This is a genomic window from Sorangium sp. So ce381, assembly GCF_051473845.1.
GTDB classification, from domain to species: Bacteria; Myxococcota_A; Polyangia; order Polyangiales; family Polyangiaceae; genus Sorangium; species Sorangium atrum.
This window is the reverse complement of the sequence record NZ_CP150336.1, coordinates 5,488,034-5,511,121: the sequence shown is the minus strand read 5'-3', so window position 1 is coordinate 5,511,121 and position 23,088 is coordinate 5,488,034. Positions and strand designations below refer to the sequence as shown.

16 protein-coding genes are annotated in these 23,088 nt (G+C 72.4%); 5 read left to right on the top strand and 11 right to left on the bottom strand.

Annotated elements, in window-relative coordinates; translation table 11 throughout:
* Nucleotides 1–109 precede the first annotated feature (109 nt).
* The gene (locus WMF29_RS20725; protein WP_437330490.1) at nucleotides 110–1,561 is read right to left on the bottom strand and encodes a protein kinase domain-containing protein; all 1,452 of its coding nucleotides are present in this window, start codon (nucleotides 1,559–1,561) and stop codon (nucleotides 110–112) included.
* 179 nt (nucleotides 1,562–1,740) lie between these two features.
* Here WMF29_RS20725 and WMF29_RS20720 point away from each other — a divergent pair, with 179 nt between their 5' ends.
* Nucleotides 1,741–2,796, top strand: coding sequence for a hypothetical protein (locus WMF29_RS20720; protein ID WP_437330489.1), 1,056 nt, complete (start codon nucleotides 1,741–1,743; stop codon nucleotides 2,794–2,796).
* 117 nt (nucleotides 2,797–2,913) lie between these two features.
* Here WMF29_RS20720 and WMF29_RS20715 read toward each other — a convergent pair whose 3' ends face one another.
* On the bottom strand, nucleotides 2,914–3,489 hold the full coding sequence (locus tag WMF29_RS20715; protein WP_437330488.1) for a hypothetical protein: 576 nt from the start codon (nucleotides 3,487–3,489) through the stop codon (nucleotides 2,914–2,916).
* Between the two features lie 144 nt (nucleotides 3,490–3,633).
* Between WMF29_RS20715 and WMF29_RS20710 the strand changes: the two genes are divergently transcribed.
* Nucleotides 3,634–4,749 carry a M48 family metalloprotease gene (locus WMF29_RS20710; RefSeq protein ID WP_437330487.1) on the top strand — a complete coding sequence of 372 codons (1,116 nt, stop codon included), beginning with the start codon at nucleotides 3,634–3,636 and terminating at the stop codon, nucleotides 4,747–4,749.
* Nucleotides 4,750–4,865: 116 nt separating this feature from the next.
* The gene (locus WMF29_RS20705; RefSeq protein WP_012236426.1) at nucleotides 4,866–5,195 is read left to right on the top strand and encodes an FKBP-type peptidyl-prolyl cis-trans isomerase; all 330 of its coding nucleotides are present in this window, start codon (nucleotides 4,866–4,868) and stop codon (nucleotides 5,193–5,195) included.
* 94 nt (nucleotides 5,196–5,289) lie between these two features.
* On the opposite strand, the gene WMF29_RS20700 is transcribed toward WMF29_RS20705, so the two are convergent.
* Together WMF29_RS20700 and WMF29_RS20695 are read right to left on the bottom strand one after the other, a co-directional pair.
* Entirely contained in the window at nucleotides 5,290–6,552 is a 1,263-nt protein-coding gene (locus WMF29_RS20700) for a Stp1/IreP family PP2C-type Ser/Thr phosphatase (RefSeq protein ID WP_437330486.1), read from the bottom strand.
* 53 nt (nucleotides 6,553–6,605) lie between these two features.
* Nucleotides 6,606–7,424, bottom strand: a complete 819-nt coding sequence (locus tag WMF29_RS20695) for a hypothetical protein (protein WP_437330485.1) — start codon at nucleotides 7,422–7,424, stop codon at nucleotides 6,606–6,608.
* Nucleotides 7,425–7,558: 134 nt separating this feature from the next.
* Here WMF29_RS20695 and WMF29_RS20690 point away from each other — a divergent pair, with 134 nt between their 5' ends.
* Nucleotides 7,559–9,010 (top strand): sigma 54-interacting transcriptional regulator, encoded by a 1,452-nt coding sequence (locus WMF29_RS20690; protein WP_437330484.1) that lies wholly within the window; start codon nucleotides 7,559–7,561, stop codon nucleotides 9,008–9,010.
* Between the two features lie 343 nt (nucleotides 9,011–9,353).
* Here WMF29_RS20690 and WMF29_RS20685 read toward each other — a convergent pair whose 3' ends face one another.
* Genes WMF29_RS20685 through WMF29_RS20675 form a run of 3 tightly spaced genes read right to left on the bottom strand, consistent with a single transcriptional unit; the run spans nucleotide 9,354 to nucleotide 17,167 of the window.
* A complete protein-coding gene (locus tag WMF29_RS20685) occupies nucleotides 9,354–13,631 on the bottom strand; it encodes a kelch repeat-containing protein (RefSeq protein ID WP_437330483.1) in 4,278 nt (1,425 codons plus the stop codon).
* A gap of 17 nt (nucleotides 13,632–13,648) precedes the next feature.
* On the bottom strand, nucleotides 13,649–15,454 hold the full coding sequence (locus tag WMF29_RS20680) for a PEGA domain-containing protein (RefSeq protein ID WP_437330482.1): 1,806 nt from the start codon (nucleotides 15,452–15,454) through the stop codon (nucleotides 13,649–13,651).
* A gap of 18 nt (nucleotides 15,455–15,472) precedes the next feature.
* Nucleotides 15,473–17,167: a protein kinase domain-containing protein gene (locus tag WMF29_RS20675; protein WP_437330481.1), complete on the bottom strand. Its 1,695-nt coding sequence runs from the start codon at nucleotides 17,165–17,167 to the stop codon at nucleotides 15,473–15,475.
* 883 nt (nucleotides 17,168–18,050) lie between these two features.
* On the opposite strand from WMF29_RS20675, the gene WMF29_RS20670 reads away from it, so the two are divergent.
* Nucleotides 18,051–18,941: a hypothetical protein gene (locus WMF29_RS20670; RefSeq protein ID WP_437330480.1), complete on the top strand. Its 891-nt coding sequence runs from the start codon at nucleotides 18,051–18,053 to the stop codon at nucleotides 18,939–18,941.
* Nucleotides 18,942–19,073: 132 nt separating this feature from the next.
* On the opposite strand, the gene WMF29_RS20665 is transcribed toward WMF29_RS20670, so the two are convergent.
* The 4 genes from WMF29_RS20665 to WMF29_RS20650 all read right to left on the bottom strand — a co-directional run bounded on the left by WMF29_RS20665 (nucleotide 19,074) and on the right by WMF29_RS20650 (nucleotide 22,973).
* Nucleotides 19,074–19,490, bottom strand: coding sequence for a hypothetical protein (locus WMF29_RS20665; RefSeq protein ID WP_437330479.1), 417 nt, complete (start codon nucleotides 19,488–19,490; stop codon nucleotides 19,074–19,076).
* Nucleotides 19,491–19,646: 156 nt separating this feature from the next.
* Nucleotides 19,647–21,005, bottom strand: coding sequence for a hypothetical protein (locus WMF29_RS20660; protein WP_437330478.1), 1,359 nt, complete (start codon nucleotides 21,003–21,005; stop codon nucleotides 19,647–19,649).
* Nucleotides 21,006–21,095: 90 nt separating this feature from the next.
* Nucleotides 21,096–22,145 (bottom strand): hypothetical protein, encoded by a 1,050-nt coding sequence (locus WMF29_RS20655; protein ID WP_437330477.1) that lies wholly within the window; start codon nucleotides 22,143–22,145, stop codon nucleotides 21,096–21,098.
* A 411-nt stretch (nucleotides 22,146–22,556) separates the two neighbouring features.
* A complete protein-coding gene (locus WMF29_RS20650) occupies nucleotides 22,557–22,973 on the bottom strand; it encodes a YbjN domain-containing protein (RefSeq protein ID WP_437330476.1) in 417 nt (138 codons plus the stop codon).
* Nucleotides 22,974–23,088: the final 115 nt, after the last annotated feature.

Here is a 23,088-nt window from a genome sequence, read left to right as displayed (position 1 = left end):
GGACCCAGCGAGCCGCTTGACGTCGGCCGTGCAGGACAGCGACGGTGCTTACTCGGGCTCCTTTACGGGAGTTTTTTCCGCGTGACAACGCATCCGCGATGTCACGCGTTCAACGCGCAGCAGCATCGGCACCACCGGCGTCCTGCGCGCCGGGCTCTGTGGTCTCTGGGACGTCGAGGTCGTCGGTCTCCGGTGTTCCGGCGTCCGCGGCCTGCTCGTCCTCGGGGAGCGCGGTCGACACGGGCGAGGGCGCGGCGCTGCCCGGCGCGCTCGCGCTGGGCTCCGCGGCGCTGGGCTCCGCGGCGCTGGGCTCCGCGGCGCTGGGCTCCGCGCTGACCGTCGCGCGCGCGGTGGTGTCGGCGGGGTCGTGCTTCGGGCGCGCAGGCCGCGTCGACGGCGCGGGGCGCGGTCGCGGCGCCGTCGTCGCCGACGACGCGATCGGCGCTGCTCCGACGGCGGGCTCCTCGGCGGGCGCGTCTGCAGATCGCAGCGCGGTGTGGAGGAGCAGCGCGGCCGTGGCCACGACCACGGCCGCGCCCACGGCGATCTGCCCCGCCTTCCGCTCGCGGGGAGGGAAGTTGATGTCGAGCGGATCCGCGCGCACCGCGGCTGGCTCGGCGGACAGCGCCGGCGTCGCCGTGACGGCGCTGTCCAGCATCCGCCTCGGCATCTGGCTGGAGGCGGCCCACTCGAGGCTGTTCGCGAACGCGGCGCCGAACTCGTCGCAGCTCGGGTATCTGTCCTCGGGTCGCTTCGACAGCCCGCGCGCGAGCACCTGATCGAGCGACGGCGGGAGGCCGAGCTCCCTCGCGATCGGCGGCGGCTCGTCGGTCGCGATCCGCGACGCGACCGAGACCGCGTCGTCGCCCGGGAACGCGCGGCTCCCGGAGATCGCCTCGTACATGACGGCGGCGAGCGAGAACTGATCGCTCTCGGGCGAGAACTTCCCGACGCGGAACGTCTCCGGCGCGCTGTACGCGGGCGTCCCCATGAGCCCTCCCTGGTGCGTCAGCGTCGAGTCCGGGATCCGCGCGATGCCGAAGTCGGCGATCTTGCCGCCGTTCATCGAGAGGATGATGTTCTCCGGCTTGATGTCGCGGTGGACGATGCCTGCCCTGTGCGCGATCGTGAGCGCCTCGCCGAGCTCGCGCGCGAGGCGCGCCGCCTGCGCCGCCGAGAGCGGCCGCTCGAGGAGGTGCTGCTTGAGCGTCGGCCCCTCGACGTACTCGAAGACGAGGTAGAGCCCGAAGTCCGGGTCCTCGCCGACGTCGTGGAGCGTGACGAGGTTCGGGTGGGTCACCCGGGCGGCGGCGCGCGCTTCGTGGCGCATCCTCACGATCAGCTGCTCGCGGACGTCGCGCGGGATGCGCAGGTCGTCGCGCAGGTGCTTCAGCGCGACGTCGCGATCGAGCAGCGGATCGTGCGCCAGCAGCACGCGCCCCATCGCTCCCTCGCCGAGGAGGCGCTGCACGTGGTAGCGGCCGAGGGCGGCGGGCAGCACGGAGCTATCGCTCGGCTGTGCGAGCGCGCCGCCGCCATCGGAGGACGAGGATCGAGGCACGTCGCGTCGGTTCTAACCGGCCAGCGGCCCCGGCGGAAGGCCTGGCCGGCGTCTCGCTTCCGGTTATGCTCTGCCGCAGCGCGCCCCGGGTCCACGAGCGGCGCTCGCGGTCCTGCGGAGGCGGTCCCCGCAGGGCCCTGGCGGCGTGCGGCATCCCAGAGAGGGCGCAGCGAGCACAGATGAGCACCGAGAGCGCGTCGAAGCCGGTCCAGGTCGCCGGAGCTACGAAGAAGCGGGGCAAGGCCAAGTACATCGTGCTCGTCGGCCTCGTGCTCATCGTCGTCCTCGCCCAGCAGACGGGGCTCCTCGGCTTCGGCGTGGCGCACCTCCGCGCTGCAACATTCCCGAGAGACGAATCGCTGCTCGAATATGTCCAAGGCAGCGTCCCGGGCGTGGTGATCGTCGACCCTCATCAGATCGACCTGAAGGCGCTCGGCGCGGAGGGGGGCTCGGTGCGGCTGCACATCGAGCGCACCCGAGACGACATCAAGAAGGCGACGGGCATCGATCTCGGGTTCGACGTCGACAAGCTGGTCGTCGCCCCGTCGCTCGTGGTCGCGCGCGGGCGTTTCAACGAGCAGAAGCTCGCGGAGCGCCTGGCGACGCACAGCTACGTCCAGGCAGAGTACAAAGGCGTGAAGTACCTGCTCCGCGCCGGCGAGGACGCGATCGCCGTGCGCAACGGGTCGATCCTGCTGTACGGCGCCGAGCCGGATATCCGCGCGAGCATCGACGCCGAGGAGGCCGGGACGTCGCTGGCGAGCCGGGACGAGGCGACGTCGCGCCTCGCGCACATCGGGTGGGATCGTCCCCTCCTGGGCGTCGCCCTCCTTTCCGAGAGCAAGCCGAGCCTCCGCGCGATCCTCACCGGCTCCACGGGCCCGCGCGCCGTCACCGTCGGCGTCTCGACGAAGGGCGGGCTCTCGGTGACCGTCGCGATCGACGCCGCGTCGGCCGACGCGGCCGAAGAGCTCCGGAAGCTCCTCGAAGAGAAGCGCGCGAACGTCGATGCGCTGAAGGCGCTCGTCGGACCGGAGCCCGGGGCGGCGCTCGCCGAGATCGCGAAGCGCGCGACGCTCGCCGTGGAGCCGGGCGCCGGCCGGCTGACGGTGCAGGCGGAGGTGCGCCCCGAGGAGATCGAGCTGCTCGCGAAGGCCGGCCATGCGGCGGCGGGCTCGCTCGGGGACATGTACAAAAATGTGCGGCTGCTTCAGCTCCTCGCGCCGAGCCCCTGACGCCGTCGTCCGAGCGGGAGGCGCGCTCGGCCCGTCTCGAGGTGGGTACAGCTGTGCATGACGGCAGCGCCGCTCAGGTCGAGCTGGAGCCGTCGGCGGTGCGTCCCTGGTCGAGGCTCAGAGCTCGGCGCAGCGCGGGCACCGCGCCTCGACCCGGTCCGTCGCGCTCTTGACCCGGGCGCGCGCGGCATCGCACCGCTGGTCCGCATCGCCGGCGAGCCCGCAGAGGTGCTGCGCGGCGCGGCTCATGGACGCGAGCGCGCGGCACGCGGTCTCACAGGGCGGCGCAGACCTCGGCTCGGCCTCGATCTTCTTGGCCGGGGGCTCGCCGCCGGCGGCCGTCGCCCGCGGTGACGGCGCGGTGCGGCTGTCGGGTACGATCGGACTCGGCGGTGAAGGCGCCGCCGGCGGCGGCGCTCCCGGCTGCGCCGCTTCCGCCACGGCCCGGCCCTCGTCGCGCTGCGCGGGCGCGCCGATCGCCTGATCGAGCTCGTCCTCCGCGCGCTCGAGCTCCGCGAGCGCCTCGTCGGCCGTCTCGATGGAGCCTCCCTTGTGCGGCGACATCGAGGTCGCACCGGCGGCCTCCGGCGCCGCGGGGGCTTGCGCGACGGAGGCTCCGCCGCAGCCCGAGAGCGCGGCGGCGCTGATCCACAGGGTGGCGGCTGCGGGAGACCAGGCACGGTGTCTGTTCATCGGTCCTCCTGCGCCTGACGCCCGGCGCCCGGCTTTCGGCTCATCGCGGCGCCGCGGCGCGCGCCGCGGACCGCGGCCGCGCGCCGAGATCTTGCGTGCGCCGCGGCGAGGATGACCCCCTCGCCGTGCGCTATGCTCGCGGCGATGAATCTGCTTCGACCGATCGGCGCCCTCGTTCTGGCTCTCGGACTGGTCGCAGGCTGTCAGCGAGGCAGCTCGCGCCGGCCTGCGTCTCAGCCGTCGTACGGCCAGGCCTATCCTCCGTACGGCGCGCCCCAGCAGGGTGCTCCTCCACAGCAGCCCGGGTACCCGCAGCAGCCCGGGTACCCGCAGCAGCCCGGGTATCCGCAGCAGCCCGGGTATCCGCCGGCGCAGACCGGGCCCGTGCCGGCGCCTACCTTCACCGTGCCCACGATGCCGGGGCTGCCGGTGCTCGGCGATCCCATCAACGACATCAACATCGGCTGGCTCCAGTCCGAGGCCGGCGTCGTCATGGGCGCGTTGATCGGCGCGCTGCCGGCGGCCTCGCAGCAGAAGGTGAGGGGCATCCCGTTCATCGCCGATCCGACGGTGGGCGAGGTGAACGCGTTCGCCGGCTGTGACGACCAGCGGATGCCGTTCATGGCGATCACCGACGGGCTGCTCGAGGTAGAGGCGCAGATCGCGCAGTTCAAGGCGACCGACGAGGTCTTCGGGACGAGGAAGCTCGACGAGTTCCTGCGGATGCTCGCGCAGCGACAGCGGCCTGGGCAGCCGATCATCCGGCCGCCGGCGGGCTTCGTCGATCCGGTGCAGCACACGGACGCGCGCAAGGTCGAGCGGCAGCGCCAGCTCTACGACGAGCAGCTCGCGTTCGTCCTCGGCCACGAGCTCGGCCACCACCACCTCGGGCACACGGGCTGCGCGAACGGGCAGGGGGGGAGCCGGGGCGTCACGCCCGCGGATCTCGGGCGGATGCTGTCGCGCACGCTCCCCATCTTCAACCAGCCGAACGAGATCGCGGCGGACGTGGCGGGCGTGAACAACCTGCTCTCCGCTGGCGCGCGGCAGCAGGGGTACCGCTGGACCGAGGGGGGCGCGATGCTCACGCTCGGCTTCTTCGCGTCGCTCGATCAGCTCACGCCCGCCTCGATCCTGTTTGCCTTCGAGCAGACGCACCCGCACCCGCTGCTGCGGCAGCCCGTCGTCCAGCAGACCGCCAACACCTGGCGGATGACCGGAGGCGCGCCCGTGTTCACGTTCCCCGGTTTCGGCGGCTGAGCCACGATTTCCCGAGCGTCTCTGCGCTCGCGGGCGCTCGTCCGGAGAGCTCGTCTGCTGCTTCGGCTTGACGCGACCGCGCAGCGCTCCTCCCATCGCGCCGAAAGGAATCGACCATGCAAGCAGAGCTCGGGATCGAGGATCTCAAGGAAGGCACAGGCGCCGAGGCGAAGCACGGCCAGCTCGTGACGGTGCACTACGTCGGCACGCTGACCAACGGCGACAAGTTCGACAGCTCGCGCGACCGCGGCCAGGGCTTCTCGTTCAAGCTGGGGGCCGGGCAGGTGATCAAGGGATGGGATCAGGGCGTCGCCGGGATGAAGATCGGCGGCCTCCGCAAGCTGACGATCCCGCCGGAGCTCGGTTACGGCGCTCGCGGCTTCCCGCCCGTGATCCCGCCGAACTCGACCCTCGTCTTCGAGGTCGAGCTGCTCGCGGTCAAGTGATCCGCTGCGTCGGCCCCGCTGCGTCGGCCGCTGCGCGCGACCGGCGCTCGGGGCGGTGCGCAGGTCGACGTGGACGAAGCGCCCGCGGCGCTGCTCACGGCTTGATGGGGGCGCCACACTCGACGCAGAACCGGTTGCCGATGAAGAGCTCGTGCTTGCAGTGCGCGCACCGCGCGACCCGCACCTCGGTCTGGCGCTTCGCGGGCTTCGATGACGGGGCTTCCTTCACGGGAGGCCTCGCCGCCGTCGTCACGGCAGCGTAGCGGCCCGAGCCAGCGGCGGCCCGCGAGCGCCGATCCGTGAGCGGCGCGGCGGCCATGCGCGACACCGCGCCAGGCGCGCCGTGGGCCTGGCTCCGCAGGCCGTTGTCCGCGATGGAGTGGATCTGGTGCGCCGCGATGCGCTCGCTGTCTGACGAGGCAGCCGCGTCGAGATCGACCTCCTCGCCCGGGAGCTGTGCGTCGTTGACCACCGCGGGCGGAAGCGCGTCGCCGAACTCATCGACGTGGAGGGGCCGGGTGTCGTCGAGCTCGGCGCTGTTCGGTTGCCGCTCGTCCTGCGCGTCGAGCTGGATGCGGACGATCAGCGCCGAGATGTTGTCGGTCCCGCCCGCTTCGTTGGCCATCTCGATGAGGAGCTCGCAGGCCTCGTGCGGATCCTGGGTGATGTCGACCACATCGAGCATCTGCTGCTCCGAGATCATCCCGCTCAACCCGTCCGAGCAGAGCAGGAAGACGTCGCCGGGCTGGGTGGGCTCCGAGCGGATGTCGACCTTCACGGCGTCCTTCATGCCGAGCGCGCGCGTGATGATGTTCTTCGGGAGCCTCGCCAGCTCGTCCTGGCTCAGGTCGGGCTTGAGCGCGAGGGCGTCGTTGATGAGCGAGTGGTCCTTCGTGAGCTGCTCGATCTCGCCGTGTCGGATCCGGTAGCAGCGGCTATCGCCGACGTGCCCGACGTGGATCTGCTCGGTTTCGCACGACACGTAGGCGGCGACCACCGTCGAGCCCATGCCCTGGTGCTGGGTGTACGTGTTCGAGATGACGAACACATCGTGGTTCGCCTTGCGGATCGCCGCGACGATGCGCCGCGCTTCCGGATCGAGCTCCTGCTCGTCGGCCGGGACGGGACCCGGCAGGCTGCCGGCGCGCGTCGCCTCGAAGAAGTTGTCGAGCGATTTGGTCGCGAGCGCGCTGGCGACGTTGCCCGCGTTGTGCCCGCCCATGCCGTCCGCCACGACGAAGAGGCCGAGCTCGGACTTCACGAGGACGTTGTCCTCGTTGTGCTTTCGCTGGCGACCTACGTCGGTCACGGCAGCCGCGACGGGTCGGGTGCGGCTGCTCGTCCTGAACTCGCCCATTCGCGGCAGATTATACCTGCCCCTCGCTCTCGACCGCCCACATTCCGGCTGCTTTAGCGGCGGGCTGCTCCCTGGGAGCCGGTCGCCTGAGCGGCGATCCTCGGTGATGTACCGGCCGAGGCCGCCGGTGGTCGCGTGCCCCGGGGTAGGGGATCCAGCGCGAGGCGCACACCGATCTGGAAGAATCCGTAAGCCGTGGGGTCGGAGCCCTCGTCAGGGCGCGAGAGGTAGGTGCCGGCGTCGAGCTCGGCGAACACACCGACGCCAAGGATCGGCGCCGGGTAGAAGTCGGCGCCCAGCGCGATGCGGGCGACATCGAGACCGTGGAACACGTGATCGGTCGCTGATGAACCGGCCGTCGAGGCCTCCGGCCATGTGAAGACCGCTCGCCGGTACCCCACGCCGTAGCTGATCCAGGGGTCGACCGCGATCCCCTGGGCGACGTGGTAGACGAACCCCAGACCCAGGTCGAGGCTTCGGCCGGAGCAGTCGCTGCAGCCTGCCGCTGCCGGGAGCAGGGTGTAGGAGCCGCTTGCTTCCAGGACGGTCACACGGCTCAAGCCGATGCCGAGGTTGGCGCCGAAGGCGAACCCTCCCGAGACCGTGTTGGTGGCCGGTTGACCGGCGGCCATGCCGCCGAACGGCTGGCTGTACGCGGCCCGCCCCTGGAGCAGGAGGTGTCCGCTCCGCTCGTCGGGCCCGGCGGGGCGCTTCACCCCGGCTTCCGGCCCGGCCTCTTCTTCCTCAGCTACCTCGGCTGCGGCCGTCGTTTGATCTGCGGGCTGGGCGAGGGCCTGGTTGGCCGAGAGCACCCAGCCCGCTGCCGCCACGCCGAGCGCCGGCGCGGTCCACCTTGTCGAGCGCGATCTCACGAACGGCCTCTAGAACAGCGCGGTCCCGAGCGCAAAGGGGGCGCGCGCCGACGAGCAGGAATGTCGCCCGGGGGGTGCGGGCGACGCGACTCGACGCAACTGCTCCTCGCGTGCCGACGACAGACCTCCTGGACATGGACAACGCACCGATCTGCAGCGACCACGACAGCCCTTCCAGACCCCTCACTTCTGCTCGCCGCGATAGGGCGGCGTCCGCGCCGCCGCCGGCGCCGGCCGCGCCCCTCATGGCGCTGCCGGGAGCGCTCGCCGGAGCGCCCGGCGATCGATCGGACCCTGGCGTGCGCGGTGGCGAGCCCTTCTCGACCCGGGACGTCACGCTCGAGCTCGTGGACGACAGCGACGTGCTCGCCACGGTGTGGCTCCGCTGCGAGCACCCCGGCGGAGGCGCTCCGGTGCGCATCGCCGTCGCGCCCGGGGCCGAGCTCACCCTGGGCAGCGCTCCGGTTGCGGACGTGAGGCTCGACGATGCCGCGGTGAGCGCCCGGCACTGCCGCGTCGCGCACCGCGGCGCCTCGATCGAGGTGACGGACCTCGGCTCTCGCAACGGCGTTCGCGTCGGCGGCGTCCGCGTGCGGCAGGCGATGCTCGTCCCTGGCGGCTGCTTCGAGATCGGTCGCACGGCGATGTGCGTCGAGTCGGCTCGAAAAGTGCCGGTGATCGAGGAGGATGGGCCGCCGCTCCCCGGTCTCATCGGCCGCTCGCGGCCCATGCGACAGCTCGCCGCGGCGGTCCGGCGGGTTGCGCCGCTCCAGCTCCCCGTGCTGCTGCGCGGCGAGTCGGGCACGGGCAAGGACGTCGTGGCCCGGGCGATCCACGCGGAGAGCACGCGGGCCGACCGGCCGTTCGTGGTCCTCAACGCCGCCACGATCCTGCGCGAGCTCGCGGAATCCGAGCTCTTCGGCCATCGTCGGGGCGCGTTCACCGGCGCGGTTCGGGAGCGTCAGGGGGCGTTCGTCGAGGCCAACCACGGGACGCTCTTCCTCGACGAGATCGCGGCGCTCTCGCTGGAGGTCCAGGCGAAGCTGCTGCGCGTGGTGGAGGAGGGGATGGTCCGCCCGCTGGGGGCAGAGAGGGCGATGCAGATCAACGTGCGGCTCATCGTCGCGACCTGCGAGCCGCTGGAGACGCTCGTCGCCGAGCGTTGCTTCCGCGCGGATCTCTACGAGCGCCTGGCGGTGTGCCGTATCCAGCTCCCCGCGCTGCGCGATCGGGCCGACGACATCCCGCTCCTGGCCGAGCACCTCCTGGCGAGCTCGGAGATCGGCCGGCGCCAGCTGTCCCCTGGGGCGCTCGCCGCGCTGAGGGCGCACCGCTGGCAAGGCAACGTCCGGGAGCTGCGGAACGTGCTGATTCAGGCCGCGCTGCGCGCGCACGGCCGTGTGCTGCCCGAGCACATCACGGCGGTCATCGCCGATCGTGAGCCCCCGGTCCGCCGGAAGATCACGCCCGCCGATGCGCTCCGCGCCTTCGAGGAGGTGGGCGGCAACGTCAGCGCCGCGGCGCGGCTTGCGGATATCCCGCGGTCGACGATGCGGGACCTGCTTCGTGTCGCGAAGGAGAGGTGAGGGCGGCGCTCGGGGCCGGGGCGCTTTCCTGGGAGCACCCGCCGAGGGGAGGGTCTGCGCGGCGGCCGCGGGTGGGCGCTCGCCATCCGCCAAGACGGGGACGGGGGAGCTTGCGCATGAAACACCACCCGGCATGTCTCCCTTCGGGCCATGCCACCTGGGACGTTTCGTCGCGCGCCACACAAGGCGCGCCTGAGACGTGGAGCCTGCAGGGACCTTATGGCACCTCGGTCGGTGCTGGATCGCGCCCACCCGCGGCCGCCGCGCAGACCCTCCCCTCGGCGCTACGGGCGTGGATGCGGGGTCGGCGGGTCTCCCGTGTCGCGATCGATCGCGGGCGCCTTCATGCCACGGCGCGCGGGCGCCGGGCAGCCAGGGCGGCGAGGGCGAGCACGAAGAGCGCCGTCAGCGCCCGGGGCGAGGGGGGAGGGGCGTCGGGAGCAGCGAGGGCGCAGTCGCTGGTGTCGTGGTGGTACGCGTCCGGCGGCGCATCGACGCACTGATGCGTCCGGTCGCAGACCTTGCCGTCCATGCAATCGCGGACCGATTTGCAGAGGGTCAGGCACTGTCCTGTGACCTTGTCGCACGCATGCGATGCGCAGGTCTTCGGCTCGCCGGCCACGCATACGCCGCCCTGGCAAACGTCGCTCTGCGTGCACGCGTCGCCGTCGTCGCAGGCGACGTCGTCAATCGGCCCGCAGGTGCCTGGGATCCGGGCGCCGATGGGGATGAGGGCGATGTCCGTGGTGACCGCGCAAACGTCGCAGGAGCCGTCGCAGGCCGCGTTGCAGCAGACGCCGTCGACGCAGAAGCCGCTCTGGCAGTCGGCCGTCTGGCGGCACAGCGTGCCATTGGAGAAGAGCTCGAACAGCTCGGCGGTGGCCAGCGGGATCCCGCCCGCACCGACGCCACCGACCACGAGCACCGTCCCATCGTCGAGCAACAGCCCCGCGGGCTTGCTCCGGGGCGTCCTCAACAAGCGGGCGTCGTGCCAGACATTCGCGGTCGGGTCGTAGAGCTCCGCGCTCGCCAGCGGGCCGCCGGTGTCGGCGCCACCCGCGACCAGCACCCGTCCGTCCGGCAGCTCCGTGGCCACATGGCCCGTGCGCGCATGGCGCATGGGCGCCGCGAGCGAAAAGGACATGGTCTCCGGATCGAAGAGCTCTGCCCGGACAAGGACGCCATCGCTACCCGCGCCTCCAGCGATCAGGACGTGACCCGTCCGCAGAAGCGTGGCGCTATGGCCGGTGCGGGCGTTGCTCATCGCTGCGGGAACCAGCTCCCAGCGATCGGTGCTCGGGTCGTACAGCTCTGCGTCGCTGCGAGCGCCAACATCTCCCCAGCCTCCGACAGCCAGCACCTGTCCGTTCGGCAGCAGCGTCACGGTGAACTGCCAGCGGGCCGCCTGCATGGCGCCGCCGGGTGTCCATTGACCGGTGCCCGGGTCGTATCGCTCGACATCGCTGAGCGCGCCGCCGCTCCCCCAACCGCCGGCGACCAGCACCTGCTCGTTCTTGAGCCGAACCGCAGCGTGGTAGGTGCGGGCGCGGTTCATCGCGCCGGCGGGCAGCCAGGTTTCCTTCGCCGGGTCGTACCGCTCCGCGCTCGCGAGAGGGCCGTCGGAGCTGTTGCCACCCGCGACGAGCACGTGGTCGTTCGGCAGCAGCGTCGCGGTGTGGGCGTGACGGGCGCTGTTCATCCTGGCGGCCGGGAGCCAGGTTCGGCTTGCCGGATCGTACTGCTCTACGCGCGCCTCGTAGCCGGCGTGGCTGAGTCCCCCGACGACCAGCACGCGACGGTCGGGCAGCGGCGTCACGGTGGGGTGGACACGGCCGGTGAGCATTGACCCCGCGGTTGCCCAGCGCCCAGCCGGGTCGTACAGCTCCGCGCTCGCGAGATCACCTTCGGAGGCGTCGCCGCCCGCGACGAGCACCTGCCCGCTGGGCAGCAGCGTTGCGGTGTGTTCAGAGCGGACGGTGCCCATCGAGCCGGCGGGCAGCCACGTTCCCGTCGCCGGGTCGTACAGCTCCGCGCTGGCGAGAGAACCAGAGGCGCCGTAGTCAACGCCGCCCGCGACGAGCACCCGCCCGGTCGGCAGCAGCGTCGCGGTGTGACGAGAGCGGGCGGTGCCCATCGAGCCGGCGGGCAGCCACGTTCCCGTCGCCGGGTCGTACAGCTCCGCGCTCGCGAGAGAACCAGAGGCGTGGTCAACGCCGCCCGCGACGAGCACCTGCCCGCTGGGCAGCAGCGTCGCGGTGTGATCATGGCGGTCGGCGCCCATCGAGCCGGCGGGCTGCCACGTTCCCGTCGCCGGGTCGTACAGCTCCGCGCTTGCGATAGAATCACCGGAGGCGTAGTCAACGCCGCCCGCGACGAGCACCTGCCCGGTCGGCAGCAGCATCGCGGTGTGATCACGGCGGTCGGTGCCCATCGAGCCGGCGGGCTGCCACGTTCCCGTCGCCGGGTCGTACAGCTCCGCGCTCGCCAGCGGGCCGGCGGTGCCGTTGCCGCCCGCGACGAGCACCTGCCCGCTGGGCAGCAGCGTCGCGGTGTGACTAAAGCGGTTGGTGCCCATCGAGCCGGCGGGCTGCCACGTTCCCGTCGCCGGGTCGTACAGTTCCGCGCTCACGCGAGAATTACGGGAGCCGCTGTCGCCCGCGACGAGCACCTGCCCGCTGGGCAGCAGCGTCGCGGTGGTGTCATAGCGGTTGGTGCCCATCGAGCCGGCGGGCTGCCACGTTCCCGTCGCCGGGTCGTACAGCTCCGCGCGCGCGCGGGAATCACCGGAGGCAAAGTTAAAGCCGCCCGCGACGAGCACCTGCCCGCTGGGCAGCAGCGTCGCGGTGTGACCAGAGCGGGCGGTGCCCATCGAGCCGGCGGGCTGCCACGTTCCCGTCGCCGGGTCGTACAGCTCCGCGCTCGCGAGAGCATCACCGAAGGCGTCGCCGCCCGCGATGAGCACCTGCCCGCTCGGCAGCAGCGTCGCGGTGGTATCAGAGCGGGCGGTGCCCATCGAGCCGGCGGGCTGCCACGTTCCCGTCGCCGGGTCGTACAGCTCCGCGCTCGCGAGAGAATTGGCGGAGACATAGTCAACGCCGCCCGCGACGAGCACCTGCCCGCTGGGCAGCAGCGTCGCGGTGTGAAGAAAGCGGGCGGTACCCATCGAGCCGGCGGGCTGCCACGTTCCCGTCGCGGGGTCGTACAGCTCCGCGCTCGCGAGAGAACCATCGAAGACGTTGCCATGGCCGCCCGCGACGAGCACCTGCCCGTTCGGCAGCAGCGTCGCGGTGTGACCAATGCGGGCGGTGCCCATCGAGCCGGCGGGCTGCCAGTTTCCACTTGCAGGGTCGTACAGCTCCGCGCCCGCGAGATTATCACCGGAGGCCCGGTCAAAGCCGCCCGCGACGAGCACCTGCCCGCTCGGCAGCAGCGTCGCGGTGTGACCAGAGCGGGCGGTGCCCATCGAGCCGGCGGGCTGCCACGTTCCCGTCGTCGGGTCGTACAGCTCCGCGCTTGCGAGGGAGGGGTCGTCAACGCCGCCCGCGACCAGCACCTGGCCGCTCCGCAGCAGCGTCGCGGTGTGCCCAGAGCGGGCGGTGCCCATCGAGCCGGCGGGCTGCCAGGTGTTCGTCTCCGGGTCATACAGCTCCGTGCTCGCGAAAGAAGCACCGAAGATGTCGTCAAAGCCGCCCGTGACCAGCACCTGGCCGCTCGGCAGCAGCGTCGCGGTGTGACCAGAGCGGGCGGTGCCCATCGAGCCGGCGGGCTGCCAGTTTCCACTTGCAGGGTCGTACAGCTCCGCGCTCGCGCGAGGACCACCGGAGGCCCAGTCAAAGCCGCCCGCGACGAGCACCTGCCCGCTCGGCAGCAGCGTCGCGGTGTGACCAGAGCGGGCGGTGCTCATCCCCCCCGTCCCCTGCCACACCGGATCGACCAGCACCGCCTCCCCGCTGGCCTGCACCCACAGCTCGATCCGCTGCCCCCGCGCCGCGAGCCGCGCCTCGATCGCTCTCCCCCCGTCGGCATGCGCCTCGGGCGCCATGACCCGCATCCGCGCTCTGCCGCCCTGGTCCACCACCGCCACCGCCTCGCCCTCTTGCCGCAGCGCCGCGCCGTCCACCTCCCACACGGCGACCGGCGCATCGCTCGTCACGTGCTCCGCCTCGAGCAGCAGCCACTCCTCCACGCCCCCGCCCGTCATCGCCGTCCAGTACGACCGACCTCCCGTTCGCGCATACGTCACCGCGCTGCCTTCGAGCGCCGCCTCGCCCGCCACGCCGATCTCGCGCACCGCGAACGCAAACCCCCGCTGCCCGCGGAAGCGCAGCCCCTGCTCGCCCTTCGCGGGCAGCACCGCCTCGATCGTCTCTCCCGCCGGCCGAAACCTTCCCGGCACTTCCCCCCGCGACCTCGCCACAAACCCCTCACCGGTCGCGACGAACCCCGCCCCTGCCGCGATCACCTGCGTCACCTGCTCCGGAAAGCGCGCGCGCAGCACCTCGCTCGGCCCCTGCGAAGGCTCGCCCGCGCCGCTGCATCCGACCAGCGCCCCGAGTGCCAGCACGAGCAGCAATACCCAGCAGCCAAGCAGCCCGCACCTCGGCAGCAACGCGAAACCCATGACCTCTCCCGCAAGCGTCAAAGATCGAACCGCGCCCCCACGGTCGGCGCCACGCCGACGACGACACGACCCACCAGCGTCTCGGCGCTGAACCACCCATAGCCGTCGGGACCGGCGTGGATACCGTCCGCCTCGCGCCACGCCGGCCGCGACACCGGGAACAGCACCGGCACCTCCAGCCCCGCGTTCAGCTCGACATGCTCGCTGAGCGACCACCCGACGCGCACCTCCGGCGTGGCGAACACGAAGCGCGCCGCCTGCGTCCCGACGACCGTTCCCACCGAGTAATCCGGCGCGCCCGCCGTGCGCGCGGTGAACGATCCGCGCCGCGCGTCGGACATCGACCCGAAGACGCCGCCCGCGCCGAGCCGGAAGTGGATCGGCAAGCCCGCGTCGAGCGCGTAGCCGACCCACGCGCCGACGAACAGGCCGCGCAGCCGGAGCACGTCGTCGACCTGGCCAGCGACGGCCGTATCGCCCGCGCCCGCGGCGTCCATCGCACTCGTCGCCCGCGCAGGATCCCCGATGAGGTTGAGCGACGTGCGCCGCCCGCGCAGCGCCTGCGTCACCGAAAGCGCGCCGATCGACGCCCCGAACCCGATGCCCGAGCTCAGCTGGTACCCACCGCGGAGTACGCCGTAGCTCCCGGCGCCCACCCCCGCGCTGCACCCCGTCCCGCACGTGCCCGCCACGTCGCCCCCGGAGCTCGGCACGATCAGCAACGCCGTCCCCAGCTCCACGAGAAAGCGCGGCGGCGGCGGCGGCTTGCGCCAGAAGGGCGACCCGGGATCGCGCTCGAGCTCCACCGCGAGCACCTCCCGCCCGTCACGCGCGAGCGCGATCGCGCGCGTCAGGGGTAGGAACCCCTCGGCCGTGACCTCGACGGTGTGCTTCCCCGCGCGGACGTGCCCTTCCCACGGACCCCGGCCGAGCGACACGCCGTCGAGCGACACGAGCGCGTTCACGGGCACGGGCGCGATGCGCAGCGCGGCGTCGAGCTCCTCCGCCTCGAGCCGCACCAGCGCGACCTCGTCCACCCGGAGGCTCACGCGGACCGGCGCGGTGCCGAGGCGGCCCGCGCCGCGCAGGAGCACCACGTGCGCGCCGGGCGCGAGCGGCACCGAGAGCGGCGCCCCCGAGGTCCTGCCGACCTCGACGCCGTCGACGACCACCGAGAGATCCCGCCCGCGCGCCTCGACGACCCGGAGCGTCCCCACCTGCTTCAGCCGGACCAGGCGCGCCGCGACGCGCGCGGTCTGCCCGCCCGCGACCTCGACGCGCGTCTCGAACGGCTCGAACCCCTCCTTGTACACGCGCACGCCGTGGCTGCCCGCCGCGACCCGGAGCGGCGCGAGCAGCGGAAAATCCCCCCGGCGCTGCCCGTCGACGGTGACCGCCGCGCCGGGCTCGGCCTGCTCGAGCTCGACGGTGCCGACAAGCCCGCGCAGCGCGATCACCTCGCGCTGGATCGCGTCCCGCCTCGGGGCCTCCAGGGCCTCCGAGAAGTCGCGCAGCACGACCTCGAAGAGATCGAGCGCCTCGTCGAAGCGCTGGAGGCGCTTCAGGCTCTCGGCGGCGCCGACCGTCGCGCTCTCGCTCGGGTAGAGCTCCCTCGATGCCTGGAACTCCGCGAGCGCGGCGCTAAAGGCGCCCTCCTGGTAGAGCTTCCTGCCCTTGTAAAAGCGCGACGCCGCTTCGCCCTTCTTGTCCTCGGGCGGCGCGCTCTCGCCGGCCTGCGGTTCAGGCTGAGCGAGCACAGCCCCCGGCGACACGAGCGAGGCGGCAAGCAGGACCGCGATCGCTCTGGTTCGGCTCCGGAGCACGGTGGGGGAGAATACAGCTTATCGGAAAGTGTCGGGGATCAACGACCCCGCCGTGGCGGTCGCACTCGGGGGCGCGGGCGCCGCGGTCGCCGCCGGTGCGCCCGTCACCCTCCCGACCGCCGGCGCCGCAGGCCTCGGCTTTGCCACGTCGAGCTGGATCCTGGCCGGAGCGGCGCCGGCCTCCGTCAGGATCACCTCGCCCCGCAGTTCGTCCTTGCCCTTGAAGAGCCGGACGCGATGCCGGCTCCCGGGCGCGCCCTCGAGCGTCACCTCACCGCCGTCGACCTTCGCCGGCGCCCCGTCGATTTCCACCGATACGTCGGCCGGCGACACGGCGAGCCTCGCACGCTGGAGGGCAGGGGGAGGCACGGCGACGACGGGCGCCGTGCTCTCCGGCAGCGCGGCCGGCGCCGGCTCCGTCGCAGGGGCCGAGATCGCCGCGGCCTCGCTGGGCGAGACGCTGTCCTGCTGGTTCGCCGCCATCGAGAAGCTGAAGGCGATGACGCCGGCGGCCGCCGTGAGCCCCATCGCCGTGGCGGCCACGCGGCGCGCGCGGGAGCGAGAATCGCTCCGGCCGTTCGACCGCGCCGCCGCGTCGCCGCTGCCCCTGGTGACGGTCGACTGCCCGATCGTCGTGGAGCCGGCGGCGGCTTCTCGCAGGATCCCAGGCGCATCCTCGGTCGCCGCCGACTCCTCGGTCGCCGCCGACTCGGAGGCCGCGTGCCCCACGCGTACCGCGATCCGCGTGATCCTCTGCCGGTGTGCGTCGTCCAGTGGGAGCGACATCGGACGCTTCGGCGCGATCACGGCGCATGTCGCCTCGCTGACCGGGACCAGGTGCTCCTCGCGGAGCGAAGAGCCGTGGGGGAGGAGCGGGCGGATCGCGTCGAGCATCGCCGCCGCGCTCGGGAAGCGATCGCCGGCATCGAACTTCAGCGTGCCGTGGACCACGGCCACCACCTCCGGGCCGACCCAGGGCGCGAGATCCTGGATCGGCTCGGGGCGCACAGAGCAGATCGCCATGATCAAATCGCCAAACGCCTCGATGTGCTCGTGCGGAACCCTCCCCGAGAGCGCGCGGTAGAGGACCACGCCGAGCGACCAGAGATCGGTGTGATAGTCGATGTCGGTGAGGCCACGCGCCTGCTCGGGCGACATGTAGAGCGGCGAGCCGAGGATCCCTCCGGTGCGGGTGAGGCCCGTCGTCGGGCCGCCCTGGTGCGGCTCCGGCTTGATCTTGGCGATGCCGAAATCGAGGATCTTGACCACGACCTCACCCTCCGCGCGGCGCGCGAGGAAGAGGTTCGCGGGCTTGATGTCCCGGTGGACGATGCGCGCCTCATGGGCCTTCTGAAGACCCACGCAGACCTGCGCCGCGATGCGAAGGGCGGTGTCGGGCTCGAGCTTGCCGACCCTGTCGAGCAGGCGCTGGAGGTCTTCCCCGTCCAGGAGCTCCATCACCATGTAGGGCGCCCCGGTCGCAGGATCGGTCCCTGCGTCGCGCACCCGGACGATGTGCTCGGTGTCGAGCGCTCCCATCGCCCTCACCTCGCGCTGGAAGCGCCCGACGCTGGTCTTGCTGCGGTTCAGCAGCTCGCTCTCGACGCACTTGAGCGCCAGGCGCTCGCCGGTCTCGACCAGCTCGACCTCATAGACCGAGCCCATCCCCCCTTGGCCGAGCAAGCGGAGCACCCGGTACTTTCCGTTGAACATCGCCCCGATCAAAGCCCACGCAGCATACGCGATGGATGAACGTCGCGGAACGAGGGACGGCGGACCGGCAACGGCCCATCGTCCCCGCGCTCCTCGCCGTCCTGAGCGGGCTCTCCCCCTTCGATGCGCCGGCAGGTGCTCGCCGCGCGGCGCGCGAGCGAGGCGTCGATGGCCGTGCAGCGCTCGAGCGGGTAGATGTCGCGGCGCAGAGAGGCGCACGGTCGAAGCGCGCCCCCTGGACGTGCCGGAGCGAGGCGTCCATCCATCGCACGCAGCCAGACGCCATCAGCACAGAGCCGACCGTTGGAGCGCGCCTCCCGGCGCACCGCCGTGCCCTGCCAGCACCTCCCGGCGCCATGCCAGCGCCTCCCGGCGGCTCCCCAGCAACCCCGGGATGCCTGCCAGCACCCGCTGGTACGGCTCCTCGGACCTGCTGGTGCAGCTCCTCGGACCCGCTGGTGCAGCTCCTCGAACCTGCTGGTACGGCTCCTCGGACCTGCTGGTATGGCTCGCTGGATCCGCTGGTGCAGCTCCTCGGACCTGCTGGTGCAGCTCCTCGGACCTGCTGGTGCAGCTCCTCGGACCTGCTGATACCGCCCCTCGGAGCTGCTGGTGCGACTCCCCGGCGCTGCTGACACGACTCCCGGCCGTCTCGGCGGTGCTGGTCGCGTTCCCGGTCCGCTGGAGTCGCGCGCCGGTCGGCTGGGGCGCACTCCGGGCGCGCTGGAGTCGCGCGCCGGTCGGCTGGGGCGCACTCCGGGCGCGCTGGCGCAGCCCATGGCGACACAACCGTGCTCTCCGGATCGCCAGAGCCTGCGTGGGCTGCTGCGAGCTCTGCCGTCGTGCTACGCCTGCCCGATCGCCACCCCACTGGAGGTAGGTTATGCGAATCGAACTCTCACAAGAGCAGCACGCCGTTCTGAAGGAGACCCGCGCGGTCGCGACCCCCGCGGAGTTTCAGGCCCTCCTCGATACCGCGCGGCCCGAGATGGATCGCATCGTCCGCGAGGTCATGGAGCCGAGCCAACCCATCTCGACCACCCTCACGGAGCTCCGGGACCTCTATCTGGCCGTCGTCCAGTACGAGGCGCAGCTCACGAGCAAGGCCTACGGCCCCGAGCGCCGCGCGCTGCTCCGCGGCGCCATCCAGCTGCTCGACACCGCGAACCTCTGGTTCGGCGAGGGCAAGCGCACCGGCGCCTACCAGGTCCGGCCCGTCGACCAGGTGATCAAGGCGAGCCGGCCGTGGCGCGCGCGGCTCAAGGCGTTCGCCGATCAGGCGTTCGCGTTCGAGCCGGACGTCGCCGAGCAGTTCGCCGACGTCAACACGAGCGGCACGCTCACCGAGGAGACCAGCGATCTCGCCATGCTGCTCCGGCTCGCCAAGCAGCACCAGGCCCGCCTTTCGCCCGTCGGCCTCACCGAAGACTTCCTGCGCGAAGGCAGCGCGCTGCTCGACGAGGTGAGCGGCCGTGACCTGCTCGGCATCCTCGGTCTGCGGAACCGGGAAGAGGCGATGGTGCTGCGCAACTCCATCGTGACGTATGCCACGCTGCTCGGGAACGAGGCGCGCGCCGCCGGCGTCAACGCGTGCTGGGACATCCCCGAGGCGAAGCGCCGCTTCAGCGCCACCTCGTTCCGCGACGCACTGCGGAGGCTCCGCCCGAAGCGCCGCGGCAGCGCCGCCGCGCCGGACGAGCCGGCGCCCGTCGAAACCAAGCCCACCGACGCCAAGCCCGTCGAGACCAAGCCCGTCGAGCCCTCGCCGGTCTGAAGCCACTCCCGATCGAAAACGCGGCGTGTCAGCGCTGCGGACGCACCGCAACCCCGCTGTCACGCTGGCAGGAGCGCCTGCCTCAACCGGTCGCGCTCCGCCAGGGCTGGCCTTGCTCTCGCGATCCGCGCGTCAATGGGCGGTGCCCCGCAGGCGCTTCTTGATCGTCTCCCGAACGTCGGCGGGGAGCGAATGGAGATGCTCCTCGGAGAGCATGCGCAGCACCTCCACCGGGAGCGCGAGGATCACCTGCTCGGGGGCGAGCCCGGCGAGCCGCTGCTCGGGGGCGAGCCCGGCGAGCCGCTGCTCGGGGGCGAGCCCGGCGAGCCGCTTTTCCACAGGCATCGCCTCGACCAGCTTCTGGAACATCTCCTCGTACCCCGGGAGCTCCTCGATGTCCGGCTGCTTCATCCTCGTGTCCCTCATCCACTGCTTCAGCCACCGTGCTGCCTCGCCCGGCAGGGCGGAGCGATGGCTGAAGAGCCGCAGGTAGTCGTCGCGTTCCGCCTCGGTCACCTCGTCCGTGATGGCGAGGTACGTAGCGTACATCGGCCCGTCGATGCGCGTCGTGCCTTGCGTGGCCGGCCACGCTTCACCGCCGGTAGCTCCCGCTGGCGGAACAGCACCCCAGGCCGGACGCCGAGCACGTCGGCCAGCTTTACAAGGACGCCCACTCCGATGTCGCTCTTGGCGCGCTCGATCTCTTCAGAAGGTACCCGCGACGCTGAGCGTGGCCTGACCTGGCGCCACGAACGGCGCTATCGCGGTGATGCGCGGCCCGTCCGCCGCGGTCTGCTGCTTCTGCGGGTACCAATCGATCATGGCGTAGGTCGCGGTGCCGACGACCCCAACGCCGAAGAGGACCCACCCGGTGATCGCCCAAGGGACCGCGCCGTCAAAGCGGTCGAGCTTCTCGCGGAGCTTTCCGCACGCGTTCCTGAAGTCGGGCAGGTCGCCCGACGGATCTTCGCGCGCGCCACACGGCTGAGACCTGCGGTTCGCGGGGATCGCGCTCTGGTGACCCGCGACGTACGCCTCGATCTGTCCCCCGATGTCGTCGGCGCTGCTGCGCGCGTCGACCGTGATGGCCGAGCCGACGATCCCCATGACCAGGCCGACCCCGGCGACGCCGGTCCCCGCCCAGGCGAGCGGCTTGCGCGCGTACCAGTGGAAGAACGGCTCGCGTCCGCCGGAGGCCTGCGCCGGGCCCATGGAACCCATCGTGCTGCTCGTCGAGACGCTGAAGCCGCCGGAGCCCGTCGGCGCTGCGGGTGATGGTGAGGGGCTCGGCGCGGCTGCGCCAGGAGGCGTCGCGCCGGGGGCGGGCGCGCCCGGCGCCGGCTGCGCGATGTTCGTCGCTGGAGGCGGTGCTGGCGCCGGCGGCGCCGTGGTTGAGGTGGGCGCACCGGTCGGCGTCGCCGGGGTTGGCGCGCCGACAGGCGGCGTTGCGGGCGTCGCGCCGGTCGTCCCCAGGGTGAGCGTCGCGGGCGTGGCTGTGCCGACCTTCGCGTCCACCTGGGTGGTCGCTGATCGGTCCTGGTAGGTCGCGAACAAGGTGTGCTTGCCGGGCTTCACGAACACCGGATCGAGCAGCGGCGCCTTGCCGATGAGGACGCCGTCCACGCTGATGTCCGCGCCATTCGCGTCGGCGCTCACGATGAGGAAGCCGGTCTTCCGTTTCACATCGGCGATCGCCTTCTCCGCTGCGGCGCGCTGCTCCGGGGTCGCCGCGGCGTGCTCGCGCAGGAACTGCTGCAGGTGCTTGCCGGAGTCTTCGAGGTGATTGGAGCGAAGCTCGCTCTGTCCGAGGTTGAGCAGCACGGCCGGGTGTCGCTTGAGCGCGTAGACCTGGAGGAAGGCGGTGCGCGCCTCCTCGAAGCGACCGCCGTCGTACGCCTTGACCCCTTCCTCGTAGCGCTGGCGCGCGACCTCGGTCACGGGATCGGACGGTTGCGCGAAGCTCAGCGGCTCGCTGAGGAGAGAAGGGGGGAGCCCGGCCTCCGTGAGCACGGCGGGAGCGATCAGCGAGAGCAGGAGGACTGGGGCGCAGGCGCGTGTTTTCATGGCTCCTCAGATCGGGCTTCGCCTCGTCGGCGTCCGCGAAAGGGTACGATTGCAGCAGGCCTCGCTGCCGAGGCGAGAAAGAGGTGCGCTTCAGAACGGCGCATCGCGGATGATGCCGCCGCCCTTGCTGCCACCGGTCGAGCTCGTGCCACGCTGCGCGGGCGCTGGAGGCGCGGGCCTCTGTGCAGGGGGGGCCGCCATCGGCCTGGTCGCTGGCACCGCGGGCGTCGCTGCGCTCCCGGTGGAAGCGGGCGCCGTGGCAGAAGCAGGCGCCGTGGCCGCGGGAGGCGCCGCGACAGAGGCAGACGGCGTCGCGCCGGCAGATGTCGTCGCAGCGGGAGCCGGAGGAGGCGACGGCGCTGACGCGCTCGGCGCCGGCGAGGCGCCGTCGTCCGCAGCCGCGGCGGCGGTCGATGGACCGTGGGGCGCCTGCGAGGCGGCGGGGGGCGTGGTCGCTGTGGCGGGGGTCTCCGCCACCGACGATGCCGCCGGGGGTCCGGGATCCTCTCCGGCGTCGTCTCGACGCAAGGTGCGAACGACGACGAGCAGCAAGGCCAGGCCCGCGAGGGCGAGCACGACCCGCAGCGCCGTCTTGTTCGGCGTGGACACGGGGATCTCGATCGGATCGTGGTCTTCCGTGCGGACCCCGGACGCGGCCACGGAATCAGCGCTTTCCCTGGCCGGCTGCGCCGCGCGGGAGCCCCTGCGCGCCGGCCGGGCCGACGGCGGTTCATTCTCCGGGGGCGGGGAGGGGGACTGCTTCACCCGCGGCCGCGGCTCTGCGGCGTGCGCGCCGCCCGCGGCCTCCGGCTCGGCGGTTGGCGCGCCAGCCTCAGACGCCGGCTCACCCACTCCCATCTGTGTCTTCCCGGCAGGCGCGGGGTGCTGGTCCCGCGTCACCGCGCCGCTCTCCTTGGCGATCGGGGAGCCCGCGTCCGCGGCGCCGCCGGCCGTCCGGGCGTCGATGAGCGCCTGCGGCGCGGGGCCGGCCTGCTCACTGGCCCCCGCCGCTCCCGCGTCGCGGGACGTGGCCCCCGCCGCGGGCGGCCCCGGCGGGTCGTCGCCGATGGCGATGGTCGGGACCCCCTCGATCACGGTGTCGGACACGCCGGCCGCGCCGGCTGGGAGGGCTTCGAGCACGCGCGTCGTGGGCGCCGCGGGTGCAGCAGGAGAAGGCGCCGCCGCGGGTCCAGGCTTCGCCGCCGGCGCTTCGGCGGGGGAGGCCGTCTGAGCTTCCGACGATTTCGCAGCGGATGCGCCGGGCTCCTGAGCTACGGCGCCGCCGCGCGCGTCGCCTCGGGCGCCCGACAGCTCGTCGAACCCCTCCCAGGATGGCCGGATCGACGAAGCGATCCGCTCCGCCTCCTCCGCAGAGAGGGAGCGCTCACCAGGTTCCGCGGTTGTCGATTGCTCCCCCGCAGTCATCGCGGTGAGGAACTTACCACCCGCGTCTGCTGCACCGCAATCTCGCGACGGATCGGCGCATCACCGGCTGCCGCGCACGGCGGGAACGCGCGCCCCCTGGCGCCCCCGGAAACCACAGCGAACGGCTCACCCGCCGCGCACCTCGCGCAGCAACGCGTCATCCCAGGTGTCGGCGACCTGGCTCACCGTCGTCACGATATCCTCGAACTCTTCGTACTCGAGCGCGCTGAGGCGCCGCAGGCAGCGCACCACCACCTCGTTGCGCGACTTGTCGATCGCGAAGGCCGCGTCGGAGGTGATGACGAAGCTGAGCTCCAGGAGGCGCCTGTAGAAGGCCTCGCGCCCGCTCAGGGGGACGGCCATGATGGGCGAGAAGACCATCAGGACGCCCTGAGCCTCCAGCACGTTGACGCCGATCGTCGCGCTCCCGTGCTGGAGCTGCGCGTATCCCGTCTCGTCGAGCGTGCTGGCGCCAGCGCCGCTCGGCGATCTCGCCCCGCCCTGAGAGCTCGCGTTGTACCGGGCGAGATACGCGTTGACCATGCTCGTCGCGTCGGCAAACCTCTCCCCCGACGCGCGGTCCGCGTAGAGGGGTCCTGTGGATGAAGTGGGCGTGAGGTCGGGCACGTGAAACCTCCTGGACGCATCGCCAGTCGCT

Excerpts from the sequence above, each read along its gene's own strand:
- WMF29_RS20660 (WP_437330478.1), bottom strand. The coding sequence starts at position 21,005 with ATGAAAACACGCGCCTGCGCCCCAGTCCTCCTGCTCTCGCTGATCGCT.
- WMF29_RS20650 (WP_437330476.1), bottom strand. The coding sequence starts at position 22,973 with ATGGTCAACGCGTATCTCGCCCGGTACAACGCGAGCTCTCAGGGCGGG.
- WMF29_RS20665 (WP_437330479.1), bottom strand. The coding sequence starts at position 19,490 with ATGTACGCTACGTACCTCGCCATCACGGACGAGGTGACCGAGGCGGAA.
- WMF29_RS20705 (WP_012236426.1), top strand. The coding sequence starts at position 4,866 with ATGCAAGCAGAGCTCGGGATCGAGGATCTCAAGGAAGGCACAGGCGCC.
- WMF29_RS20720 (WP_437330489.1), top strand. The coding sequence starts at position 1,741 with ATGAGCACCGAGAGCGCGTCGAAGCCGGTCCAGGTCGCCGGAGCTACG.
- WMF29_RS20700 (WP_437330486.1), bottom strand. The coding sequence starts at position 6,552 with ATGGGCGAGTTCAGGACGAGCAGCCGCACCCGACCCGTCGCGGCTGCC.
- WMF29_RS20685 (WP_437330483.1), bottom strand. The coding sequence starts at position 13,631 with ATGGGTTTCGCGTTGCTGCCGAGGTGCGGGCTGCTTGGCTGCTGGGTA.
- WMF29_RS20670 (WP_437330480.1), top strand. The coding sequence starts at position 18,051 with ATGCGAATCGAACTCTCACAAGAGCAGCACGCCGTTCTGAAGGAGACC.
- WMF29_RS20710 (WP_437330487.1), top strand. The coding sequence starts at position 3,634 with ATGAATCTGCTTCGACCGATCGGCGCCCTCGTTCTGGCTCTCGGACTG.
- WMF29_RS20690 (WP_437330484.1), top strand. The coding sequence starts at position 7,559 with ATGGACAACGCACCGATCTGCAGCGACCACGACAGCCCTTCCAGACCC.
- WMF29_RS20715 (WP_437330488.1), bottom strand. The coding sequence starts at position 3,489 with ATGAACAGACACCGTGCCTGGTCTCCCGCAGCCGCCACCCTGTGGATC.
- WMF29_RS20675 (WP_437330481.1), bottom strand. The coding sequence starts at position 17,167 with ATGTTCAACGGAAAGTACCGGGTGCTCCGCTTGCTCGGCCAAGGGGGG.